The 18,090-nt window shown below is 62.8% G+C and carries 16 protein-coding genes; 6 read left to right on the top strand and 10 right to left on the bottom strand.

From position 1 onward, the window contains the following. Positions 1 to 12: 12 nt before the first annotated feature. A complete protein-coding gene (gene aroC, locus FHT79_RS23890) occupies positions 13 to 1,110 on the bottom strand; it encodes a chorismate synthase (RefSeq protein WP_029867869.1) in 1,098 nt (365 codons plus the stop codon). 201 nt (positions 1,111 to 1,311) lie between these two features. Then, complete coding sequence (locus FHT79_RS23895) at positions 1,312 to 4,485, bottom strand: EAL domain-containing protein (RefSeq protein ID WP_183904262.1); 3,174 nt, start codon at positions 4,483 to 4,485, stop codon at positions 1,312 to 1,314. Positions 4,486 to 4,740: 255 nt separating this feature from the next. On the opposite strand from FHT79_RS23895, the gene FHT79_RS23900 reads away from it, so the two are divergent. Next, on the top strand, positions 4,741 to 5,001 hold the full coding sequence (locus FHT79_RS23900) for a DUF1344 domain-containing protein (protein ID WP_018449305.1): 261 nt from the start codon (positions 4,741 to 4,743) through the stop codon (positions 4,999 to 5,001). A 275-nt stretch (positions 5,002 to 5,276) separates the two neighbouring features. On the opposite strand, the gene FHT79_RS23905 is transcribed toward FHT79_RS23900, so the two are convergent. The 4 genes from FHT79_RS23905 to FHT79_RS23920 form a co-directional block, all read right to left on the bottom strand. After that, positions 5,277 to 5,867 (bottom strand): histidine phosphatase family protein, encoded by a 591-nt coding sequence (locus FHT79_RS23905; RefSeq protein WP_097595254.1) that lies wholly within the window; start codon positions 5,865 to 5,867, stop codon positions 5,277 to 5,279. 24 nt (positions 5,868 to 5,891) lie between these two features. Then, the gene (gene fabI, locus FHT79_RS23910) at positions 5,892 to 6,710 is read right to left on the bottom strand and encodes an enoyl-ACP reductase FabI (protein ID WP_003588115.1); all 819 of its coding nucleotides are present in this window, start codon (positions 6,708 to 6,710) and stop codon (positions 5,892 to 5,894) included. 122 nt (positions 6,711 to 6,832) lie between these two features. Then, positions 6,833 to 8,008 (bottom strand): DnaJ C-terminal domain-containing protein, encoded by a 1,176-nt coding sequence (locus tag FHT79_RS23915; RefSeq protein ID WP_097630557.1) that lies wholly within the window; start codon positions 8,006 to 8,008, stop codon positions 6,833 to 6,835. A 282-nt stretch (positions 8,009 to 8,290) separates the two neighbouring features. After that, positions 8,291 to 8,749, bottom strand: a complete 459-nt coding sequence (locus FHT79_RS23920; RefSeq protein ID WP_029867866.1) for an RT0821/Lpp0805 family surface protein — start codon at positions 8,747 to 8,749, stop codon at positions 8,291 to 8,293. A gap of 65 nt (positions 8,750 to 8,814) precedes the next feature. Here FHT79_RS23920 and pdxH point away from each other — a divergent pair, with 65 nt between their 5' ends. Further along, entirely contained in the window at positions 8,815 to 9,435 is a 621-nt protein-coding gene (gene pdxH, locus FHT79_RS23925) for a pyridoxamine 5'-phosphate oxidase (protein ID WP_017963103.1), read from the top strand. Positions 9,436 to 9,440: 5 nt separating this feature from the next. Here the strand turns inward: pdxH and FHT79_RS23930 are convergent, their stop codons facing one another. Beyond that, complete coding sequence (locus FHT79_RS23930; RefSeq protein ID WP_183904263.1) at positions 9,441 to 10,478, bottom strand: polysaccharide deacetylase family protein; 1,038 nt, start codon at positions 10,476 to 10,478, stop codon at positions 9,441 to 9,443. A gap of 262 nt (positions 10,479 to 10,740) precedes the next feature. On the opposite strand from FHT79_RS23930, the gene FHT79_RS23935 reads away from it, so the two are divergent. Both FHT79_RS23935 and FHT79_RS23940 read left to right on the top strand, forming a co-directional pair. Further along, positions 10,741 to 12,024 carry a D-alanyl-D-alanine carboxypeptidase family protein gene (locus tag FHT79_RS23935; protein ID WP_028756244.1) on the top strand — a complete coding sequence of 428 codons (1,284 nt, stop codon included), beginning with the start codon at positions 10,741 to 10,743 and terminating at the stop codon, positions 12,022 to 12,024. Between the two features lie 98 nt (positions 12,025 to 12,122). Next, positions 12,123 to 12,437, top strand: coding sequence for a MazG nucleotide pyrophosphohydrolase domain-containing protein (locus FHT79_RS23940; RefSeq protein WP_097630561.1), 315 nt, complete (start codon positions 12,123 to 12,125; stop codon positions 12,435 to 12,437). A 30-nt stretch (positions 12,438 to 12,467) separates the two neighbouring features. Here the strand turns inward: FHT79_RS23940 and FHT79_RS23945 are convergent, their stop codons facing one another. The 3 genes from FHT79_RS23945 to FHT79_RS23955 all read right to left on the bottom strand — a co-directional run bounded on the left by FHT79_RS23945 (position 12,468) and on the right by FHT79_RS23955 (position 15,128). Beyond that, positions 12,468 to 12,959: a GNAT family N-acetyltransferase gene (locus FHT79_RS23945; protein WP_183904264.1), complete on the bottom strand. Its 492-nt coding sequence runs from the start codon at positions 12,957 to 12,959 to the stop codon at positions 12,468 to 12,470. Between the two features lie 17 nt (positions 12,960 to 12,976). Then, entirely contained in the window at positions 12,977 to 14,392 is a 1,416-nt protein-coding gene (gene tldD / locus FHT79_RS23950) for a metalloprotease TldD (RefSeq protein ID WP_029867862.1), read from the bottom strand. Positions 14,393 to 14,468: 76 nt separating this feature from the next. Further along, complete coding sequence (locus FHT79_RS23955) at positions 14,469 to 15,128, bottom strand: invasion associated locus B family protein (RefSeq protein ID WP_029867861.1); 660 nt, start codon at positions 15,126 to 15,128, stop codon at positions 14,469 to 14,471. 316 nt (positions 15,129 to 15,444) lie between these two features. On the opposite strand from FHT79_RS23955, the gene coxB reads away from it, so the two are divergent. Then, positions 15,445 to 16,329, top strand: coding sequence for a cytochrome c oxidase subunit II (gene coxB, locus FHT79_RS23960; RefSeq protein ID WP_029867860.1), 885 nt, complete (start codon positions 15,445 to 15,447; stop codon positions 16,327 to 16,329). An 18-nt stretch (positions 16,330 to 16,347) separates the two neighbouring features. Continuing rightward, positions 16,348 to 18,054 (top strand): cytochrome c oxidase subunit I, encoded by a 1,707-nt coding sequence (gene ctaD, locus FHT79_RS23965; RefSeq protein WP_183904265.1) that lies wholly within the window; start codon positions 16,348 to 16,350, stop codon positions 18,052 to 18,054. Positions 18,055 to 18,090 lie beyond the last annotated feature (36 nt).

Raw genomic sequence — 18,090 nt, forward strand, 5'->3', positions numbered from 1 at the left:
GGGCGAGCGCTCCTATTTCAAACGGCCGGTCTGGCCGCGGTCGCGAAGATAATGGTCGGCGATCGCGCAGGCGACCATCGCCTCGCCGATCGGCACGGCGCGGATGCCGACGCAGGGGTCGTGCCGGCCCTTCGTTCGGATGTCGACATTCTTGCCATCGGCATCGATCGACTGGCGTTCGGTCAGGATCGATGAGGTCGGCTTGACGGCGAAACGCGCCACCACCGGCTGCCCGGTGGAGATACCGCCGAGAATACCGCCGGCATTGTTGGAAAGGAAGATCGGCGTGCCGTCATTGCCCATGCGCATCTCGTCGGCATTGTCTTCGCCCGAGGTTTCGGCGGCGGCAAAACCATTGCCGATCTCCACCCCCTTGACGGCGTTGATCGACATCAGCAGCGAGGCGATATCCTGGTCGAGCTTGGCATAGATCGGCGCACCGAGACCGGCAGGCACGCCTTCGGCGATCACTTCGATGACCGCGCCGATTGACGAGCCGGTCTTGCGGATGCCGTCGAGATATTCCTCCCAGACCGGCACGATCGCCGCATCCGGCGAAAAGAACGGGTTCTGCCCGACCTGGTCCCAATCCCAGTTGCGGCGGTCGATCTTATGCTTGCCGATCTGCACCAGCGCGCCGCGCACGGTGACACCCGGCACGACGAGGCGGGCGATGCCGCCAGCGGCAACACGCGCGGCGGTTTCGCGCGCCGAGGAGCGGCCGCCGCCGCGATAATCGCGAATGCCGTATTTGAGGTCGTAGGTATAGTCGGCATGGCCGGGGCGGTACTGCCGGGCGATCTCGCCGTAATCCTTGGAGCGCTGGTCGGTATTTTCGATCAGCATGGAGATCGGCGTGCCGGTGGTCGTCATCGTCTCGCCATCGGCGTCGAGCATGACGCCGGACAGCACCTTCACCAGATCGTCCTCGCGCCGCTGCGTCACGAAACGGGATTGCCCTGGCTTGCGCTTGTCGAGCCAGACCTGCAGCTCCTCGAGCTTGAAGCGCAGCCCCGGAGGGCAGCCGTCGACGACGCAGCCGAGCGCCGGACCATGGCTTTCGCCCCAGGTGGTTACGCGGAAGAGGTGACCGAATGTATTGTGCGACATGTGTTCCCACGGTGGCGCGCCAAAGCCGGTTGCGCCATTGCTTGAAAAGGCGCGACACTCATAGGCCAAAAAACCGTCTAGGCAAAAGCCTTTCTTTGCGTCAAACCGGCAGGTGCGGAAATGCTGTTTCGGTCTTCTGGCGCGACCCTCTTTCCGCGGGCAGGGAAGGGGCCAGGCTGAGGTCGATCGGCAGGGCGGCGGTCATGAGGCCAGCCGCCACCCCGTTCCTGTGGCTTCCGCAGAGAAATCGTCGAAGGAGAGGGGCCGCGAGAAGGCAAAGCCCTGCAGGATATCGCAGCCGAGATCGCGTAGCAGTTCGGCATGCGCTGCCGTCTCCACCCCTTCGGCCACCGTCTCGACGCCGAGCGAGCGGGCGATCTCGATGATCGAGCTGACCAGCGCCCGCTCCTGCGAGGCGTTGACGATTGGCTTCACCAGCTGGCGGTCGATCTTCAGCCGCTTGGGCTTCAGCTTCAACAGGCTGACGATCGAGGTATGGCCAGTGCCAAAATCGTCGATCTCGATATCGATGCCGAGCGCCTTGATGCGTTCGAGATTCTGCGAGGCAACATCTTCGCTCTCGTCGAGAAAGATCGATTCCACCAGTTCGAAGGAGAGTTCGCCGGGGCGGATATGCAGATCGGCGAGCGATTCCAGAAGGCTGCCGTCATGCAGCCGCCGGGCCGAGACATTGACCGAGACCTTGGGCACCGTGATGCCGTGCGCCGCCCAGCGCATCTTGTCGCGCAGCGCCGTTTCCAACACGATCCGGTCGAGCATCTGCACGACATTGATCTCGTCGGCGATGCGCAGGAACTTGTCCGGCGTCAGCAACCCCTTGGAAGGATGCTTCCAGCGCACCAGCGCCTCGACGCCGGTCAGTTCCATCGTCCGGGCCGAGAATTGCGGCTGGTACCAGGCGGTGAATTCGCAATTGTCGATGCCGGCGAGGATCTCGTCGGCCGTGCGCTTGGTGTTGATGATATCGGCCTGGAGATTGTGATTGAAGAATTCGAAGCGGTTGCGGCCCATGCTCTTGGCGCGGTAGAGCGCGATATCGGCATTGATCAGCACCTTGCGTGCATCGACATGGATGCCGTTGGCAAGCGCCACCCCGATCGACACGCCGCAGCGGCAGGAGAAACCCTGGAAATCGATCGGCTGGCGCATCTCCTCGATGATCCGCGCCGATAGCTGCGCCATCTCCTTATCCCCGACGTCGAGCGCGAGGATGACGAATTCGTCGCCGCCGATGCGCGCGACGAGGTCGCTGCCGCGGACATTCTTGGCGAGCACCTTCGAGGCATGCACCAGCATCGCATCGCCGGCGGCATGGCCGAGCGTGTCGTTGATGTCCTTGAAGCGGTCGAGATCGATGTGCAGGATCGAGAATTTCTGCCGCTGTTGGCGGCCGTCATTCGTCAGGCTTTCCAGGGCGATGTCGAGCTTGCGGCGGTTGGCGAGCGCGGTCAGCGGGTCGTGCAGCGAATTGTGCTCGATCCTGTTCTTGGCAGCCTCGAGCTCGATATTCTTGGCGACCGCCTCGTCCTTGGCGGCCTTCAGCCGGATCGTCATCAGCACGTCTTCGGTGGCGTCGAAGGCGATGCCCATGATCTTCATCTCGCCGGTCCCCGTCTGGTGGACCTTGCCGACCGAGCGCACATAACGCACCGAGCCGTCGTCGACGATCACCCGGCAGACGAGTGTGTGCGTATCTCCGTTCTGCCTGAGGTGGCGGGCGCTTTCGAGTGCGAGATACCGGTCCTCGGGGTGGATGCAGCCAAGCCAGGTCTCCTCGGTCATGAAGCCGTTGCGCGGCGCAAGCCCATAGAGCTCGTGCATGCGCTCGTTCCAGATCGAGCCGCCTCGGCCGGGCCGCGCCTCCCAAATGCCGCACTGATAGGAATTGAGCGCCAGGTCGAGCCGGCTCGAAAGCTCGGCGAGCTGCCCCTCGCGACTCGACAGCTCTTCAAGCGCCAGCTCCAGCTCGGCATTCTTGACCTCGCTCATATCCTTGGCCTTGCGCAGCGTGTCGGTGGTCACCGCATCGGCGGTCACGTCCCAGACGATGCCGATCGTCTTGCCGACGCCGCCGGCATCCGTATAGAAGGCGCCGACCGAGCGCAGATGCCGGATGCCGCCGTCGCCAAGCAGGATGCGGTATTGCGCCGTGCAGGCAACGCCGGCGACGCTGCAGCTGAAGAAATGCACCTCGGCGGTTTCACGGTCCTCGGGCAGGACCGCCGCCAGCCATTCGTCGAGCGCCCGGCTGCCTTCCTGCGCCGGCTTGCCGTGCAGGGCGGCGGCGCGCGCGTCCCAGAGCAGGCTGCTCGAATCATCCTGCAGCTCCCAGATGCCGATATTCGAAGATTCCAGCGCCAGATTGAGCCGCTGCGACAGTTCCAGCAATTTCGTTTCGCGCGTCTCCAGTTCGGTAATGTTGCGATTGCGCTCGCCGAGCAGGAGGGTCGCGAAGAAGATCGGGATGATGATGATGCAGCCGGCGGCAACGACGATCAGCCGCAGCTCGGTCTGGTTTTCCGGGATCGCGTCCCAGCCGCTGTTCGGCACGACGGAAAGCTCCCACTTGCCGCCGGCAAAGCCGATCTTCTGGCGCATCGGATCCTTGGCGTCGATATCGGACGACCCGAAGAAGGGGGCTGCCGTTGCGCTCGCCGCCGGCAAGCCGATATCGCGGATGGCGATGGAGAGATGGTCGAGATGCGGATAGCGTTCCTGATTCTCGCGGTCGCGCGCCGGCATCAGCCCGGTCGCCTCGTAGAACATCTTCTGGTCGATGACGAGTTCGACCGCTCCCCAGATCCGCCGCTGGCCGTTCTCCTTGACGAAGACAGGGAAGAATATGGCAAAGGCGCCCCGGCCATCGGTGCTGACCGGACCGTAGAAGCGCGCCGACTGGTCGCCGGTGGCGGGCGTTATCGCCTGGCGGAAGAAGAGGGCTTCGCGCACGTCGCGGCCGACCCGCTCAGTGCCCGATTGCGGCGGGTAGACGTTGCTGACGATGAAATCGGGTGCGACGGCGATATGAAGGAAAGGCGGATTCTGGATCAGCAGCCAGTTGATCTGGCGCTCCATCTCGTCCCGGTTCGCCGCGCTGACGGAGATCAGGTTGGCAAGGTCGCGGACGATGCTGAGGTCCATGCTGATCTCAGCCATGACCCGGGCGCGGATGAGATTCGCCTCGCTTTCGGTGCGGATATGAAGTTCGCGTTCATAAGCTGCAGTATTGGCCCGGTCGAGGCCGAAGCCGACCATGATGACGACAAGGGCGACGAGCGACGAAACCAGAAACGAGACGCGGGTATTCTTCAACACGCGCCGCAACTGCTTGCTGTCGCTGAGCCTGGATAACAAAATGAAACTCCCCTGTTGGCGAGCAACTGTAGGACGCGCGGGTTAATTTACGATTGCCCGCAGGCAGTGCCGAAAAATCCTGGGAAGGGAAAAACCGCAGTGAATGCGGCATCTTGATTATATTTAAAATCCTATTCATCAATTGGGCGGGAAAAGCCATTCTTACGGGCAATTTTCGCCATATTCAGGAGCTTATCTGTGGCCAGTCATTTTTTCGTGCAGCCTCTCGTGCAGCGTTTCAAAAGGATTGTCGCCATGCGTTTCGTCGTCGCCACGCTTTTGGCAACAGCAAGTTTCCTGTCGCCGATGAGCGGTTTTGCCGAGAGCGCCGATGTCGAGGCGACGATCAAGAAGGTCGACACAACAAACCTCGTGCTGACGCTCGATGACGGCAAGACCTATCAGGCGCCCGAGGAATTCAATTTCGACGGCCTCGAAGCCGGCGTGAAGGTGATCGTCTTCTATACCGAGGTCGACGGCAAGCGCGTCATCAACGATCTCGATATCGTCAAATAGGCGGCTTCTGGAGAGTGACCGTGTGAGGTTCGCGCTGATGGCTGCCCCTAACCTTACCTTACCTTATCGGGGTCGAGCCACTCGCCGCGACCCGTCCTTCGGACCCCCGTAAAAACGGGGCGAGGGGACGTGCCCTGCGAGACGTAGATGGGGACGGAGAGGTCACGACCCCGGCTGGTGGCGGCAGCCGGATGAGGGGGCTCATATCGGCAATCTCCCGGGCCAAACAAGTCGCTCCTATCCCCCTCCGACCTAACTGAGCGCCCTGCGGCGCCCTACAGCCAGACGATCGTCCGCTCGGCGGTGTCGATCCTGGCGATCCGGTCCTGCGGGATTGCGCCTTCCGCAGCACTGCTCTTCGGCAGGTCTGAAATCGTCTGGAAAAGCGTGCGGATGACGCCGCCATGCGTCACGCAGACCGTCGGGCGATCGACGGATTGCAGCCATGAGCCGGTGCGCCAGGAGAGGATTTCATAGCTTTCCGCGTCATCGCCGGGCGGGATGAAATCCCATTTGGAAGCGTTGCGTTCCGCCACCCGCTCGCGCTGCGTCGCCTTCAGCTCCTTGAGCGTCGAGCCCTCCCAGTCGCCGAAGGAAATCTCCACCAGCCGCGGATCGGTGCGATAGGCGAGCGGCGGCAGGCCCATGGCGGCGCGCATGATTTCCATCGTCGCGCGCGTGCGTCCGAGCGGGCTTGCGACAAAATCGAATTCGTCGACTCTGTTGCCGAGAATCTCGGCCAGCGCCACGCCGTTCTGCCGGGCCTGTTCCAGGCCCGTGGCATTCATCGGGATATCTTTTTGACCTTGCAGGCGGCGCTCGGCATTCCAGGCGGTCTGGCCGTGTCTGATCACGTAGATAAGCACGGTCTCAGCCCCACTCGAAATGCTCTAGTCCTTGACGACGGAAATGTCGGGCGCGTCGACCGCCTTCATACCGATGACATGATAACCGCTATCGGCATGGTGCACTTCGCCGGTGACGGAGCGCGACAGATCCGACAGGAGATAGAGGCCGACATCGCCGACTTCCTCGATGGTGACGGTGCGGCGCAGCGGCGCGTTATATTCGTTCCACTTCAGAATGTAGCGGAAATCGCCGATGCCCGAGGCGGCAAGCGTCTTGATCGGTCCGGCCGAGACGGCGTTGACGCGGATGTTCTGCGGTCCGAGGTCGACAGCGAGGTACTTGACGCTCGCTTCGAGCGCAGCCTTGGCGACGCCCATGACGTTATAGTTCGGCATCACCTTTTCGGCGCCGTAATAGGTCAGCGTCAGCATGGCGCCGCCATCCGTCATCAGCTTCTCGGCGCGGCGTGCGACCGAGGTGAAGGAATAGACGGAGATCTGCATCGTCTTGGCGAAATTATCGGCCGAGGTGTCGACGTAACGGCCGGTCAGCTCGTCCTTGTCGGAAAAGCCGATCGCATGCACGAGGAAATCGATCTTGCCCCAGAGCTTTTCGACGTTGCCGAAAACCTCATCGATGGTGGCTTCGTCGGCGACGTCGCAGTGGCCGACGAGCGTCGCGCCGATTTCGGCGGCGAGCGGCTCGACGCGCTTCTTCAGAGCATCGCCCTGATAGGTGAGCGCGACTTCTCCGCCCTGCGCATGAATGGCCTTGGCAATACCCCACGCAATCGAACGATTGTTGGCGACACCCATGATGACGCCGCGTTTGCCTGCCATGAGGCCGGATGCTTGAGCCATATTTCGCTCCCTAGGAATTCTGATCGATCCTGCCTATGGCATAGGCCGTTAATCGGTTCAAGCTTGGCCTGGATCATCAACTGTTAGGTATCGTAACAAAGGGTGCGATTGTCATAAAAATTTCACAGGAACAGGCCTTCGCGCATGCTCCGCATGAGATCGGTGACTTTGTCGTCGGGCTTTTCCCACAGGATAATGCGCAATTCGACGACGAGATCGCCTCTCCCACCCTCTTCGCGGGGCAATCCCTGGTCGGGGATTCTGATCGTCTTGTCCGAGCCCGACCAAGCGGGAATGGTAATGCTGAGCGGCCCGCTCGGCCCCTCGATGCGCGCCTCGGTGCCGAGCACGGCATTTTCGATGCTGAGCGGCAGCACCGCGTGCAGATCGAAACCGTCGACGGTGAAGCGCGGATCGGCTGCGATGCGGATGTTGATGACGGCGTCGCCCCGCTGCATGCCCGGCAGCTTGAAGCCTTGACCCTTGAGCCTGATCTCATGACCGTCCGTCGTGCCTGCCGGCAACGCGAAGCCGATTTCGCGGCCCTCCGGCAGCGACGCGGTGATCCAGCCGCTCTTCAAGACGTCGTCGATCGTCACCGTCGCCGTCGTCACCTCATCCGGTGCCTTTTCCAGGCCGGTATCCTTGGCGCCGGTGAAACGGCGCACCAGGTTTGTCAGGATGCTGAGCGGCAGCGGCAGGTTGGCGCCGGCATTGGCCGCAGTCTCGCCGGTCTCCTCGTCGCCCTTGGCCTCGGCCTCGGCGGCGTCGCCGTCTGCGCGCCTGCCGGTTTCGCCCGTCTGCTGATTCTGGGTCTGCTGGTATTGTGCCTGCTGGGCGCGGCCCTGCGCCTGGCCGCCGGCCGCAGCGCGCGCCTGGGCGCCGAAAATGCGCTCCACCATCTCGTCGGCAGGCTCAGCCGCTCCCGCCTGTTGCCTGGCGCCTTCGGCGGCCGACTTCTGGGCGGCGCGTGCAAGCTCTTCCATCACCCGCTCGGCATTGGCCTGCGCCGCCTTGGCGCGGATCGCAGCCTCGCGCGCGGCCTGGCGCTGCTGCATGATCGTCTGTTCTTGTTTCTTGGCTTCCGCCATCCGCACGGCATTGTCGAACAGGCTGCGTTTACGCGGGTCCTTCAGCGTTTCATAGGCGCGGCCGATCTCGGCGAACCGGGCCGTCGCCGTCGGGTCGCCCTGATTGTGGTCGGGATGGGCTGATTTGGCCATGTTGCGCCAAGCCGCCTTGATCTCGTCTGCTGCCGCGTCGCGCTTGACGCCCAGAATTTTGTAAGGATCGCGCATGTCAAAACCGCCGGTGTTGCGATGCGGGAAGCCACGTCCTTGCCCGGCACCCCGAAACTCCAATATCAAGTGCGCGGCGCCACCCGCCGCAAAGGCAGGGAGAGCCACTCTCAACGCCGATCGTGCGTTGGAGTTGCTAATCACTTCTTATTTCTATGGAGAGATGTGGGGTGTTTCGCCCCGAATGGTTAGCTCTTTGCTAAGCATTCGGCGGAAAGGCGTCGGGCGTTAACCTGTCGGCGAGCCGGATCAGCTTTCCCGCGGGATTAACTTCCCGCGGGATCAACTTTCCGGCTGAAAGCTCAAAAGCTGCCAGTTGCCGCCGCCGACGAGGCAGGTCTTGCCGTAGAATTTGGCGATGCCGACATAGGAATGCCGGGTCGTGCGGAACTGGCGGCAGACCTGGCCTTGCTCGTTGTTCTCGACGATGGTTTCGATGACGCCGGCGCTGCCCGTCGATGCATTCGCCCAGGGAAGCGGCTGGCCCTCGAGCCGCTGCACGTCGGCCGAGGTCACGGCATTGCGCACGGTCATCTCGTCGGAAAGCGTGTCGGTGCTCGGCGGCGTCTGCGGCACGGTGCCGGTGGCAACCGACCGGTCGACCTTGGCCTCGCTCAAGAAATCCATGCCGCTGCCAACGCAGCCGGAAAGCGAAAGCATGGCGACGCCGATGACGAAGAACGCGCTGCTGCGTCGCCGCAGGCTCTTTGTATGGCGATATGACTTTGCTATGACTTCCACCCTGCGTCCTGTCCAGTTACCAAAAGCTGGGCGAGTTTTGAATAATCCGGGGCATTTGAACCAATATGTCGGCAAACGAGTTAACAAGCGGTGACTTTACCGAAAGTGGCGAACCCTTCAAGCTCTTTGCCGAATGGCTGAAAGAAGCGGAGGCTTCCGAACCCAATGACCCGAACGCGGTGGCGCTGGCAACGGTCGATGAGGATGGTCTTCCCAATGTCCGCATGGTTCTCCTGAAGGGATTCGATGAAGACGGTTTCGTCTTCTACACCAATTTCGAGAGTCAGAAAGGCCGTGAAATTCTGGGCCAGAAAAAGGCCGCCATGTGCTTTCACTGGAAAAGCCTGCGCCGCCAGGTGAGGCTGCGCGGCCCCGTCGAGATCGTCACCGATGCCGAAGCCGACGCCTATTTCAAGACGCGTGCGCGCGGCAGCCGCATCGGCGCCTGGGCGTCCAAACAATCCCGCCCGCTCGAGAGCCGATTCGCGCTGGAGAAAGCCGTGGCCGAATATACCGCCCGTTATGCCATCGGCGAGATTCCGCGCCCGGCCCACTGGTCGGGCTTTCGCATCCGCCCGACCTCGATCGAATTCTGGAAGGACCAGAAATTCCGCCTGCATGACCGTGTCGAATTCCGCCGGCCTTCACCGGAAGGCGAATGGGACAAGGTGCGGATGTATCCCTGACAGGCCTACCTGCCCATCAGCTTCAGCGGGACGCCGGAGGCGAGCGCCGAGACGTAGCGCCGCTTCTGGTAGAAGCCGTTGAGCGAAAGGCGCGGGAGATAGCCGGTCAGCTGTGCTGCCGGCAGCCCGGGTTGCGTGGTGACCGCGAGGGTAAAGCCGAGATTGCGCGCCATGCGCGCCTCGCGGGCGGTCGCAGCCGCCGGCGTGCCGTAGGGATAGGCGATCGTATCGGGACGGATGCCGGCCACCGCCTCGACATAATCCGCCGAAACCTGCATTTCGATTCGCGCTTCGGCTTCCGGCAGGCGGGCGAGCGCGCGATGGCTGATCGTATGGGCGCCGAGGGATGCGAGCGGATGTGTCGCCAGCCATTGCAATTCGCCGGGACCCATCACCAGATCGCGGACGATATCCGTCGGCTCGATGCCGTTTTCCCGTGCCAGCATATCGATGGCGGCGACGGCGTGCGCCTCGTTGGAGCCGTGGATGTAGGCGGCGAAGCGATCGAAGGCATGCCATTGCTGCTGCGGGGTGTCGAGCCCCAGCCGCTCGCTGCCGCGGCCGAAATCGAAGCGGATTTCCGGTGCCCGGCGCAGGAGGATGGCGAGCGTCTCCCACCAGATGCTGTGCGAGCCCTCGGCAAAACCCTTGGCGACGAATACCGTAAACGGCGCCTGATGCCGCGCGAACACCGGCAGCGCATATTCCAGATTGTTGCGGTATCCGTCGTCGAGCGTGAAGGCTGCGAACGGCGGCCCGCCCTCGGGTTCCGCCAAGAGCACCGGCACCTGATCGAGCGGCACGAAGCGATAGCCCTTCCGCCGCAACCGGCTGAGCGCCGCGTCGAGAAAACGCGGAGTGATTTCGAGATGCGCATTCGGCGCGAAGGCTTGCGGTACATGCGGGCGGACATGGTGCAGCGTGAAGACGGCGCCACGCCCGCGCGCTTCGCGCATCAGTCCGGCAGCGGCGAGCAGCCAGGAAAGCTCGAGCCCGGCGCCGATCGCCGCGCGTTTTGCCAACCGCTTGAATTGTCCCGTCATGCGCCGTCCGTCCCTTGCCTTTGCCGGAACCTAGCAGCGGCGACTTAAGCCTTGCTGAATCCCGATTCGGCACGGGTCTTTGATTTCTTGTTAACCAAGGCGATGAAAAGACTAGAAAAATGATAGGCGTTGCCTCAAAGTCGCGCCAAACTTACGGCTTCTGTCACATTACGGCACAAATGCCGGTCCTGTCGCGGATCAACATTTGAAGGGCCAGCGCATCAGGGGCCAGCGTCAGGGGCAAGCAGATGAGGGGAAGTGTATGAGAAAGCTTTTGGCGGCTGTTTTGACCGTAACGCTTGCCGTTTCGGCGCCGCTTGCAGCCCTTGCCGGCAACGCTTCGCTGATCCTCGATGCCCGCACAGGCAAGGTTCTCGCCGCTGAAAACGCCGATACGCTGAACCATCCGGCCTCGCTGACGAAGATGATGACGCTCTATCTCACCTTCGAGGCGCTGAAACGCGGCAAGATCGCCTGGGATACTCCGATCACAATGTCGAAATACGCCGCCGCCCGGCCGCCGACCAAGCTTGGCGTCAAGGCCGGCGGCACGATCACCGTGCGCGAGGCGGTCTATGGCATGATCGTCAAATCCGCCAATGATGCCGCCTCCGCCATGGGCGAGAAGCTCGCCGGCTCTGAAAGCGCTTTTGCCCGGATGATGACGGCCAAGGCCCGCCAGCTCGGCATGAGCCGCACCGTCTTCGTCAACGCCTCCGGCCTGCCGGACGGCCGTCAGGTCACCACGGCGCGCGACATGTCGACGCTCGCCGTCGCGCTGATGAAGAATTATCCGAACGAATACCGCCTGTTTTCGGCGGCAAGCTTCAATTTCCGCGGCCGCACCGTGCGCGGCCACAACAATCTCATGTACCGCTACCAGGGCATGGACGGCATCAAGACGGGCTACACCAACGCCTCCGGCTTCAACCTCGTCAGCGCCGTCAAGGACGGCAACCGCCGCGTGGTCGGCGTCGTGCTCGGCGGCCGCACCGCCCGCAGCCGCGACGCCAAGATGGCTGGTTTGCTCGACCGTTACCTCGGCCGTGCCTCCTCTTCCGGCGGCGCCAAGCTGGTGGCGAGCGTCGGCGCCAAGGAGGCTGTCGAAGTCGCGTCCGCCGCCGACGATTCCGACGTTCCGGTGCCGCTCAACGCACCGCGGCCGGCCGATGATCTCGGGGCCAAGAGCCTGGCTTATGCCGATGACGCCGTCGTGCCGCTGGAGCGTCCGGTCGCGATGGAGGAGATCCTGAACGCCGGCAAGACGCCGAAGACATCGGCAGAGAGGGCCGATGGCGACTGGCAGATCCAGATCTCGGCTGCTCCCAGCGCCGATGCGGCGCGTGCGCTTCTCGCCCAGGCGCAGTCGGAAGGCGGCGCGCCGCTCGTTTCCGCCTCGCCCTATACCGAGGCGGTCGGGCAGGGGGCCAACAGGATCTATCGCGCCCGCTTCGTCGGCTTCGCCAGCAAGGATGCCGCCGTCTCGGCCTGCGATGCCCTGAGACAGCGCTCCTATGACTGCATGCTGCTGCCGGACCACAGCTGATCGCTGCCCAGCACTTTAGGCAATTCCGGCCTGGACCATCCCAGTCTGGACAATCGGCGGGAATCAGCGTCTCCTCCATAAACAAAAGGAGAACGCCCATGCTGCGCCGTCTCGCCGATCAGTTCGAAACCTCATCCGCGGCCTATGCCGCAGCCAACGGCATCGAGCGTGACCCCGACTGGTTTTTGCTGAAGCTGCAGGAGGAGGTGGGCGAACTGACCCAGGCCTGGAACCGCGTCACCGGCCGCGGTCGCCGCAGGGACCGGACGCCGGAAGAACTCGACCGCGATCTCGCCGACGAAACCGCCGACCTGCTCGGCCACATCCTGCTCTTTGCCCGCCGCAACGATATCGACCTTGCCGCGGCGATCGAAAGGAAGTGGCGGTTTCAGCCGGCGCTGGCGTCAAGATGAGGCGGGGCGCCTCATCTTCCAGAAATCGAGTCAGCCGACCTTATATCGGTAGAATTTGCTGTCCACCGCCATCAGCGGAAAGGCGCGGGGAAGGGCGCTCTTGGCAATCTCGCTAAAGCCGTTCTTCTCGTAAAAACGATGCGCGGCGACGAACTTGTCGGTCGTGCCGAGGAACATATCGGTGATGCCGGCATCCCTGGCGTGAGCGATCAGGCGATCGAGGAGCAGCGCCGCCACGCCGTGTTCGCGGCCGCGAACCTCGGCTGAGACGAACATCTTGCGCAGCGCCGCCTGGTTGTTGCCGATATCCTTCAGCCCGACCGTGCCGACGATGGCGCCGTCCTTGACGGCGACCCAGAACTGGCCCTTGCCGGACTGGTAGAAATCCGGGATGACCCGGAGATCCGGCTGCGCATCCGCGGTGATGTCGATGCCGAATTCCTCACGCTGGATCGGCAGGATCACCGAAAGCACGGCATCGGCGTCATCTGATGTGAAGGTTCTGATTTCAATGTCCGCCATCAGAGAATCCTTTCGCCTCAGGTCTGCGTGCCGCCGACCGTCACCTGATCCATGCGCAGATGCGGCTGGCCGACGCCGACGGGAACCCATTGGCCGGCCTTGCCGCAATTGCCGATACCGGTATCGAGCTTCATGTCGTTGCCGATCATCGACACCCGTTTCATTGCATCCGGTCCGTTGCCGATCAGCATGGCGCCCTTGATCGGCGCGCCGACCTTGCCGTTCTCGATCAGATAGGCCTCGGTGCAGCCGAAGACGAACTTGCCGGAGGTGATGTCCACCTGGCCGCCGCCGAAGGAGACGGCATAGATGCCCTTCTTCACCGAGGCGATGATCTCCTCGGGCGTCTTGTCGCCGCCGAGCATATAGGTGTTGGTCATGCGCGGCATCGGCACATGCGCATAGCCCTGGCGGCGGCCGTTGCCGGTGGGCGCCATACCCATCAGCCGGGCATTCTGCCGATCCTGCATGTAGCCGACGAGCTTGCCGTTTTCGATCAGCACGTTGTAGGCCGACGGCGTGCCCTCGTCGTCGATGGTGATCGAGCCGCGGCGGTTGTCGATCGTGCCGTCGTCGACGACGGTGACGCCGGGCGCGGCGACCATCTGGCCGAGAAGGCCTGAAAAGGCCGACGTCTTCTTGCGGTTGAAATCGCCTTCCAGCCCGTGACCGACCGCCTCGTGCAGCATGACGCCCGGCCAGCCGGAGCCGAGCACGACGTCCATCGTGCCCGCCGGCGCATCGATCGCCTCGAGATTGACGAGCGCCTGGCGCAGCGCCTCGTCGGCGCCATATTGCCAGCTGCCCTCGGCGATGAAGTCACCGAAGCCGATGCGCCCGCCATGGCCGTAGGAGCCGCTCTCCTGCCGCTCGCCTTCGCCGACCATCACCGAAATGTTGATGCGCGTCATCGGCCTGATGTCGCGCACGCGGTGCCCGTCAGCGCGCAGGATATCGACGACCTGCCAGCTGGCGGCGACCGAGGCCGTCACCTGCCGCACCTTGTCGTCCTTGCCCCTGAGATAGGCGTCGATGTCCTGCAGGACCTTGACCTTCTCCTCGAAGCTCGGCTGGCCGATCGGGTTCTCGTCGCTGTAGAATTTCTTGTTGGTGCCCTGGGGCGCTGCCGCATAGGAGCCGGAATAGCCGCGCGTCACCGCGCCGACCGCATCGGCCGCCCGCTTCAGCGCCGCCACCGACAGATCGCCGGCATGCGCGTAACCCACAGCTTCGCCGGCAACGGCGCGCAGGCCGAAACCCTGTTCGGTGTTGAAGCTGCCGCCCTTCAGCCGGCCATTGTCGAAGGTCAGCGCTTCCGCCTGCGCATGCTCAATGAACAGTTCGCCGTCATCGGCGCCGGACAGCGCCTCGGCCACATGCTTGCGCATCGTCGCTTCATCGGCATCGAAAAGCGTCAGGAGATCGGTGGTCATGTCTTGTGCTCCGCTGAAGAGCAGGAGTGCTCATAGCCGATGTAGGTCTGTTGGATAGTCCGAGCAAGCCCCGGCCTCAGGGCAGGGCGTCGAAGCCTTCGGCGAAGCCCTTGAGGTCGACCGGGATGCCGATGCCTTCTTCCGGGGTCTGGAAGACGATGAAGGTTGCCTGGGCGCCGCTGCGGAAGGTCTTGAGCAGTTCGTCCTCGAGCACGACCTCGGCATAACAGCCATCGGCGAAGCAGCGGACGAAATAGGCGCGGCCGATATCCTTGCCGTCGACATTGAGCCCGAGGCCGTTCGGCAGCAGCACGCCGAGCGGCGCGAGCACGCGGAGAATCTTCGACTTGCGGTCGGCCGTCTTCAAGACGACGACGGAAAGCCCGACTTCCGGACGATCCTCGGCGATGACGTTCTGCATCAGCGCGCATTGTTCGGTCGCAGCCCCGGCCGGCTTGTCGCAGACGACAGACCATGCGCCGTGATTGGACTTCACCGTGCCCGGCGCCTGTGGCTGCGTCTGGCCGGGCGTCACCTGTTCGATATTCGGCTTGGCGGCATTCGGCTGTTGCGGCGCGGGGGCAGGCGCCGGCGCGGCAGCGGGCGGCTTGGCCTGTGACGGCGTGGGTTGCTGTGCGAAAACGGGCGTCGTCGCTGCGGCCGCGATGCTGGCAGTCACGAGAAGCGACTGCGCGAGGGAACGGAAACCCATGGAAACCTCTGGATATCGAATCATTGCGGCTATTGTTGAAGCTGCCCACCAAAAATGAAAAGCCCCACCCCGTGAAAACCGGGGGACTGCGGCGGAAATTGGACCTTTCCGAAATAATGTGCGACGCGCGGATTGGCCGGAAAGCCGATTTTTCATATGCTGATGAAAAGCTTGGGATGTTTTGCCGTTCAGGGCTGCCTACACTTTGAGCAAAAATGCCGCATAGACAATTGCTCTGACCTGTTGCGGCAAATGCCAAACTGTGGTTTGAAGCGCTGAAGATGGCAAGGATTCTGCGTTCTATTTTGCAGGTCAAGCGCTCGAGGGAGATAATAAGGTGATGAAGAAGGCTTATGCAGCCCTGACCACGCTGGTCTGTCTGCTTTTTGCTTCCGGCACATATGCCGACCAGCCAACGCCGTGGCAGGCAACGCTGCAGCCGGCGGCAACGCCGATCATGCGGGAAATCCACTGGTTCGAACAATATACTCTTTGGTTTATCGTTCCGATCACGCTTTTCGTTCTGGTCCTGCTCATCGTCGTCTGCGTCAAGTTCCGCGCCAGCGCGAACCCGGTTCCCTCGAAGACGAGCCACAATACGCTGATCGAGGTTGCCTGGACCGTGGGGCCAGTCCTGGTGCTGCTCCTTCTCGCCATTCCTTCGTTCAACCTGCTGACGGCGCAGCTGACGCTGCCTGAAAATCCCGACGTCACCATCAAGGCGACCGCCACCCAGTGGCAGTGGAACTATGAATATGAAGGCTCGGGCGAAAGCCCGCTCGCTTTCGATTCCTACCTCCTGAAGGATCAGGACCGCGCGAGCGCCGGCAAGGAAGACAAGTCGATCTATCCCAGGCTTCTCGCCGTCGATAACGAGCTGGTCCTGCCGGTCAACAAGACGGTCCGCGTTCTCGTGACCTCGGCGCCGACCGACGTTATCCACGCTTTCGCCATGCCGTCCTTCGGCGTCAAGATCGATGCCGTGCCGGGCCGTCTGAACGAGACCTGGTTCAGGGCCGAGCGCGAAGGCCTGTTCTATGGCCAGTGTTCCGAGCTCTGCGGCAAGGACCATGCGTTCATGCCGATCGCCATCCGCGTCGTCTCCGAGGACAAGTACAAGCAGTGGCTGACCACGGCCGCCAGCGACCTGCCCGGCGCCTACAAGACACTCATGGCCGCAACCGATGGTCCCGCAAAGACCCTCGACGTTGCCGAAGCACAGTAATTAAAGGGGATCGGGACAATGGCTGGACCTTCCGCTCACGACGATCATTCTCATGATCACGCCCACCACGACCACGCTCATGACGATCACGATCACCACGATCACGGGCACAAGCCGAGCTTTGCCAATCGCTGGCTGTTCTCGACCAACCACAAGGACATCGGCACGCTCTACCTGATCTTCGCGATCATTGCCGGCATCATCGGCGGCGCGCTGTCGGTTGCCATGCGCATGGAGCTGCAGGAGCCGGGCATCCAGATCTTCCACGGCCTGGCCTCGATGGTCTACGGCTATGAAGGCGATGCCGCGATCGACGGCGCCAAGCAGATGTTCAACATGTTCACCACAGCGCACGCGCTGATCATGATCTTCTTCATGGTCATGCCGGCGATGATCGGTGGTTTCGCCAACTGGATGGTGCCGATCATGATCGGCGCGCCCGACATGGCCTTCCCGCGCCTGAACAACATCTCCTTCTGGCTGATCGTTCCCGCCTTCGCGCTGCTGCTGCTGTCAATGTTCGTCGAAGGCCCGACAGGCGCCTATGGCACGGGCGGCGGTTGGACGATGTATCCGCCGCTGGCGACAAGCGGCACGCCGGGACCGGCGGTCGACCTTGCGATCTTCGCGCTCCACATTGCCGGCGCCTCGTCGATCCTCGGTGCGATCAACTTCATCACCACGATCCTCAACATGCGCGCTCCGGGCATGACGCTGCACAAGATGCCGCTGTTTGCCTGGTCCGTGCTGATCACCGCCTTCCTGCTCTTGCTGTCGCTGCCGGTTCTGGCCGGCGGCATTACCATGCTGCTCACCGACCGCAACTTCGGCACCTCCTTCTTCTCTCCGGAAGGCGGCGGCGACCCGATCCTTTACCAGCACCTGTTCTGGTTCTTCGGTCACCCCGAGGTCTACATCCTCATCTTGCCGGGCTTCGGCATGATCAGCCACATCATCTCGACCTTCTCGAAGAAGCCGATCTTCGGCTATCTCGGCATGGCCTACGCCATGGTCGCGATCGGCGCCGTCGGCTTCGTCGTCTGGGCCCACCACATGTACACGGTCGGCCTGTCGCTCGACGCGCAGCGCTACTTCGTCTTCGCCACGATGGTCATCGCCGTTCCGACGGGCGTGAAGATCTTCTCCTGGATCGCGACGATGTGGGGCGGCTCGATCTCGTTCCGCACGCCGATGCTCTGGGCGATCGGCTTCATCTTCCTGTTCACGGTCGGCGGCGTCACCGGCGTCCAGCTTGCCAATGCCGGTCTCGACCGCTCGCTGCATGACACCTATTACGTCGTGGCCCACTTCCACTACGTTCTGTCGCTCGGCGCCGTCTTCGCGATCTTCGCCGGCTGGTATTACTGGTTCCCGAAGATGACCGGCTACATGTACAACGAGTTCGTCGGCAAGCTGCATTTCTGGATCATGTTCATCGGCGTCAACCTGGTGTTCTTCCCGCAGCACTTCCTCGGCCTCGCCGGCATGCCGCGCCGCTACATCGACTATCCGGATGCCTTTGCCGGCTGGAACTATGTGTCCTCCATCGGCTCTTACATCTCGGCCTTCGGTGTGCTGATCTTCCTCTACGGCGTCTTCGAAGCCTTCGCCAAGAAGCGCGTCGCCGGCGACAATCCGTGGGGTGAGGGTGCGACGACGCTCGAATGGCAGCTGCCTTCGCCGCCGCCCTATCACCAGTGGGAACAGCTTCCGCGCATCAAGTAATTTGCGCGGACATCAGGACGCCGCATTCGATACGGC

Source organism: Rhizobium sp. BK212, from assembly GCF_014197475.1.
GTDB lineage: Bacteria > Pseudomonadota > Alphaproteobacteria > Rhizobiales > Rhizobiaceae > Rhizobium > Rhizobium anhuiense.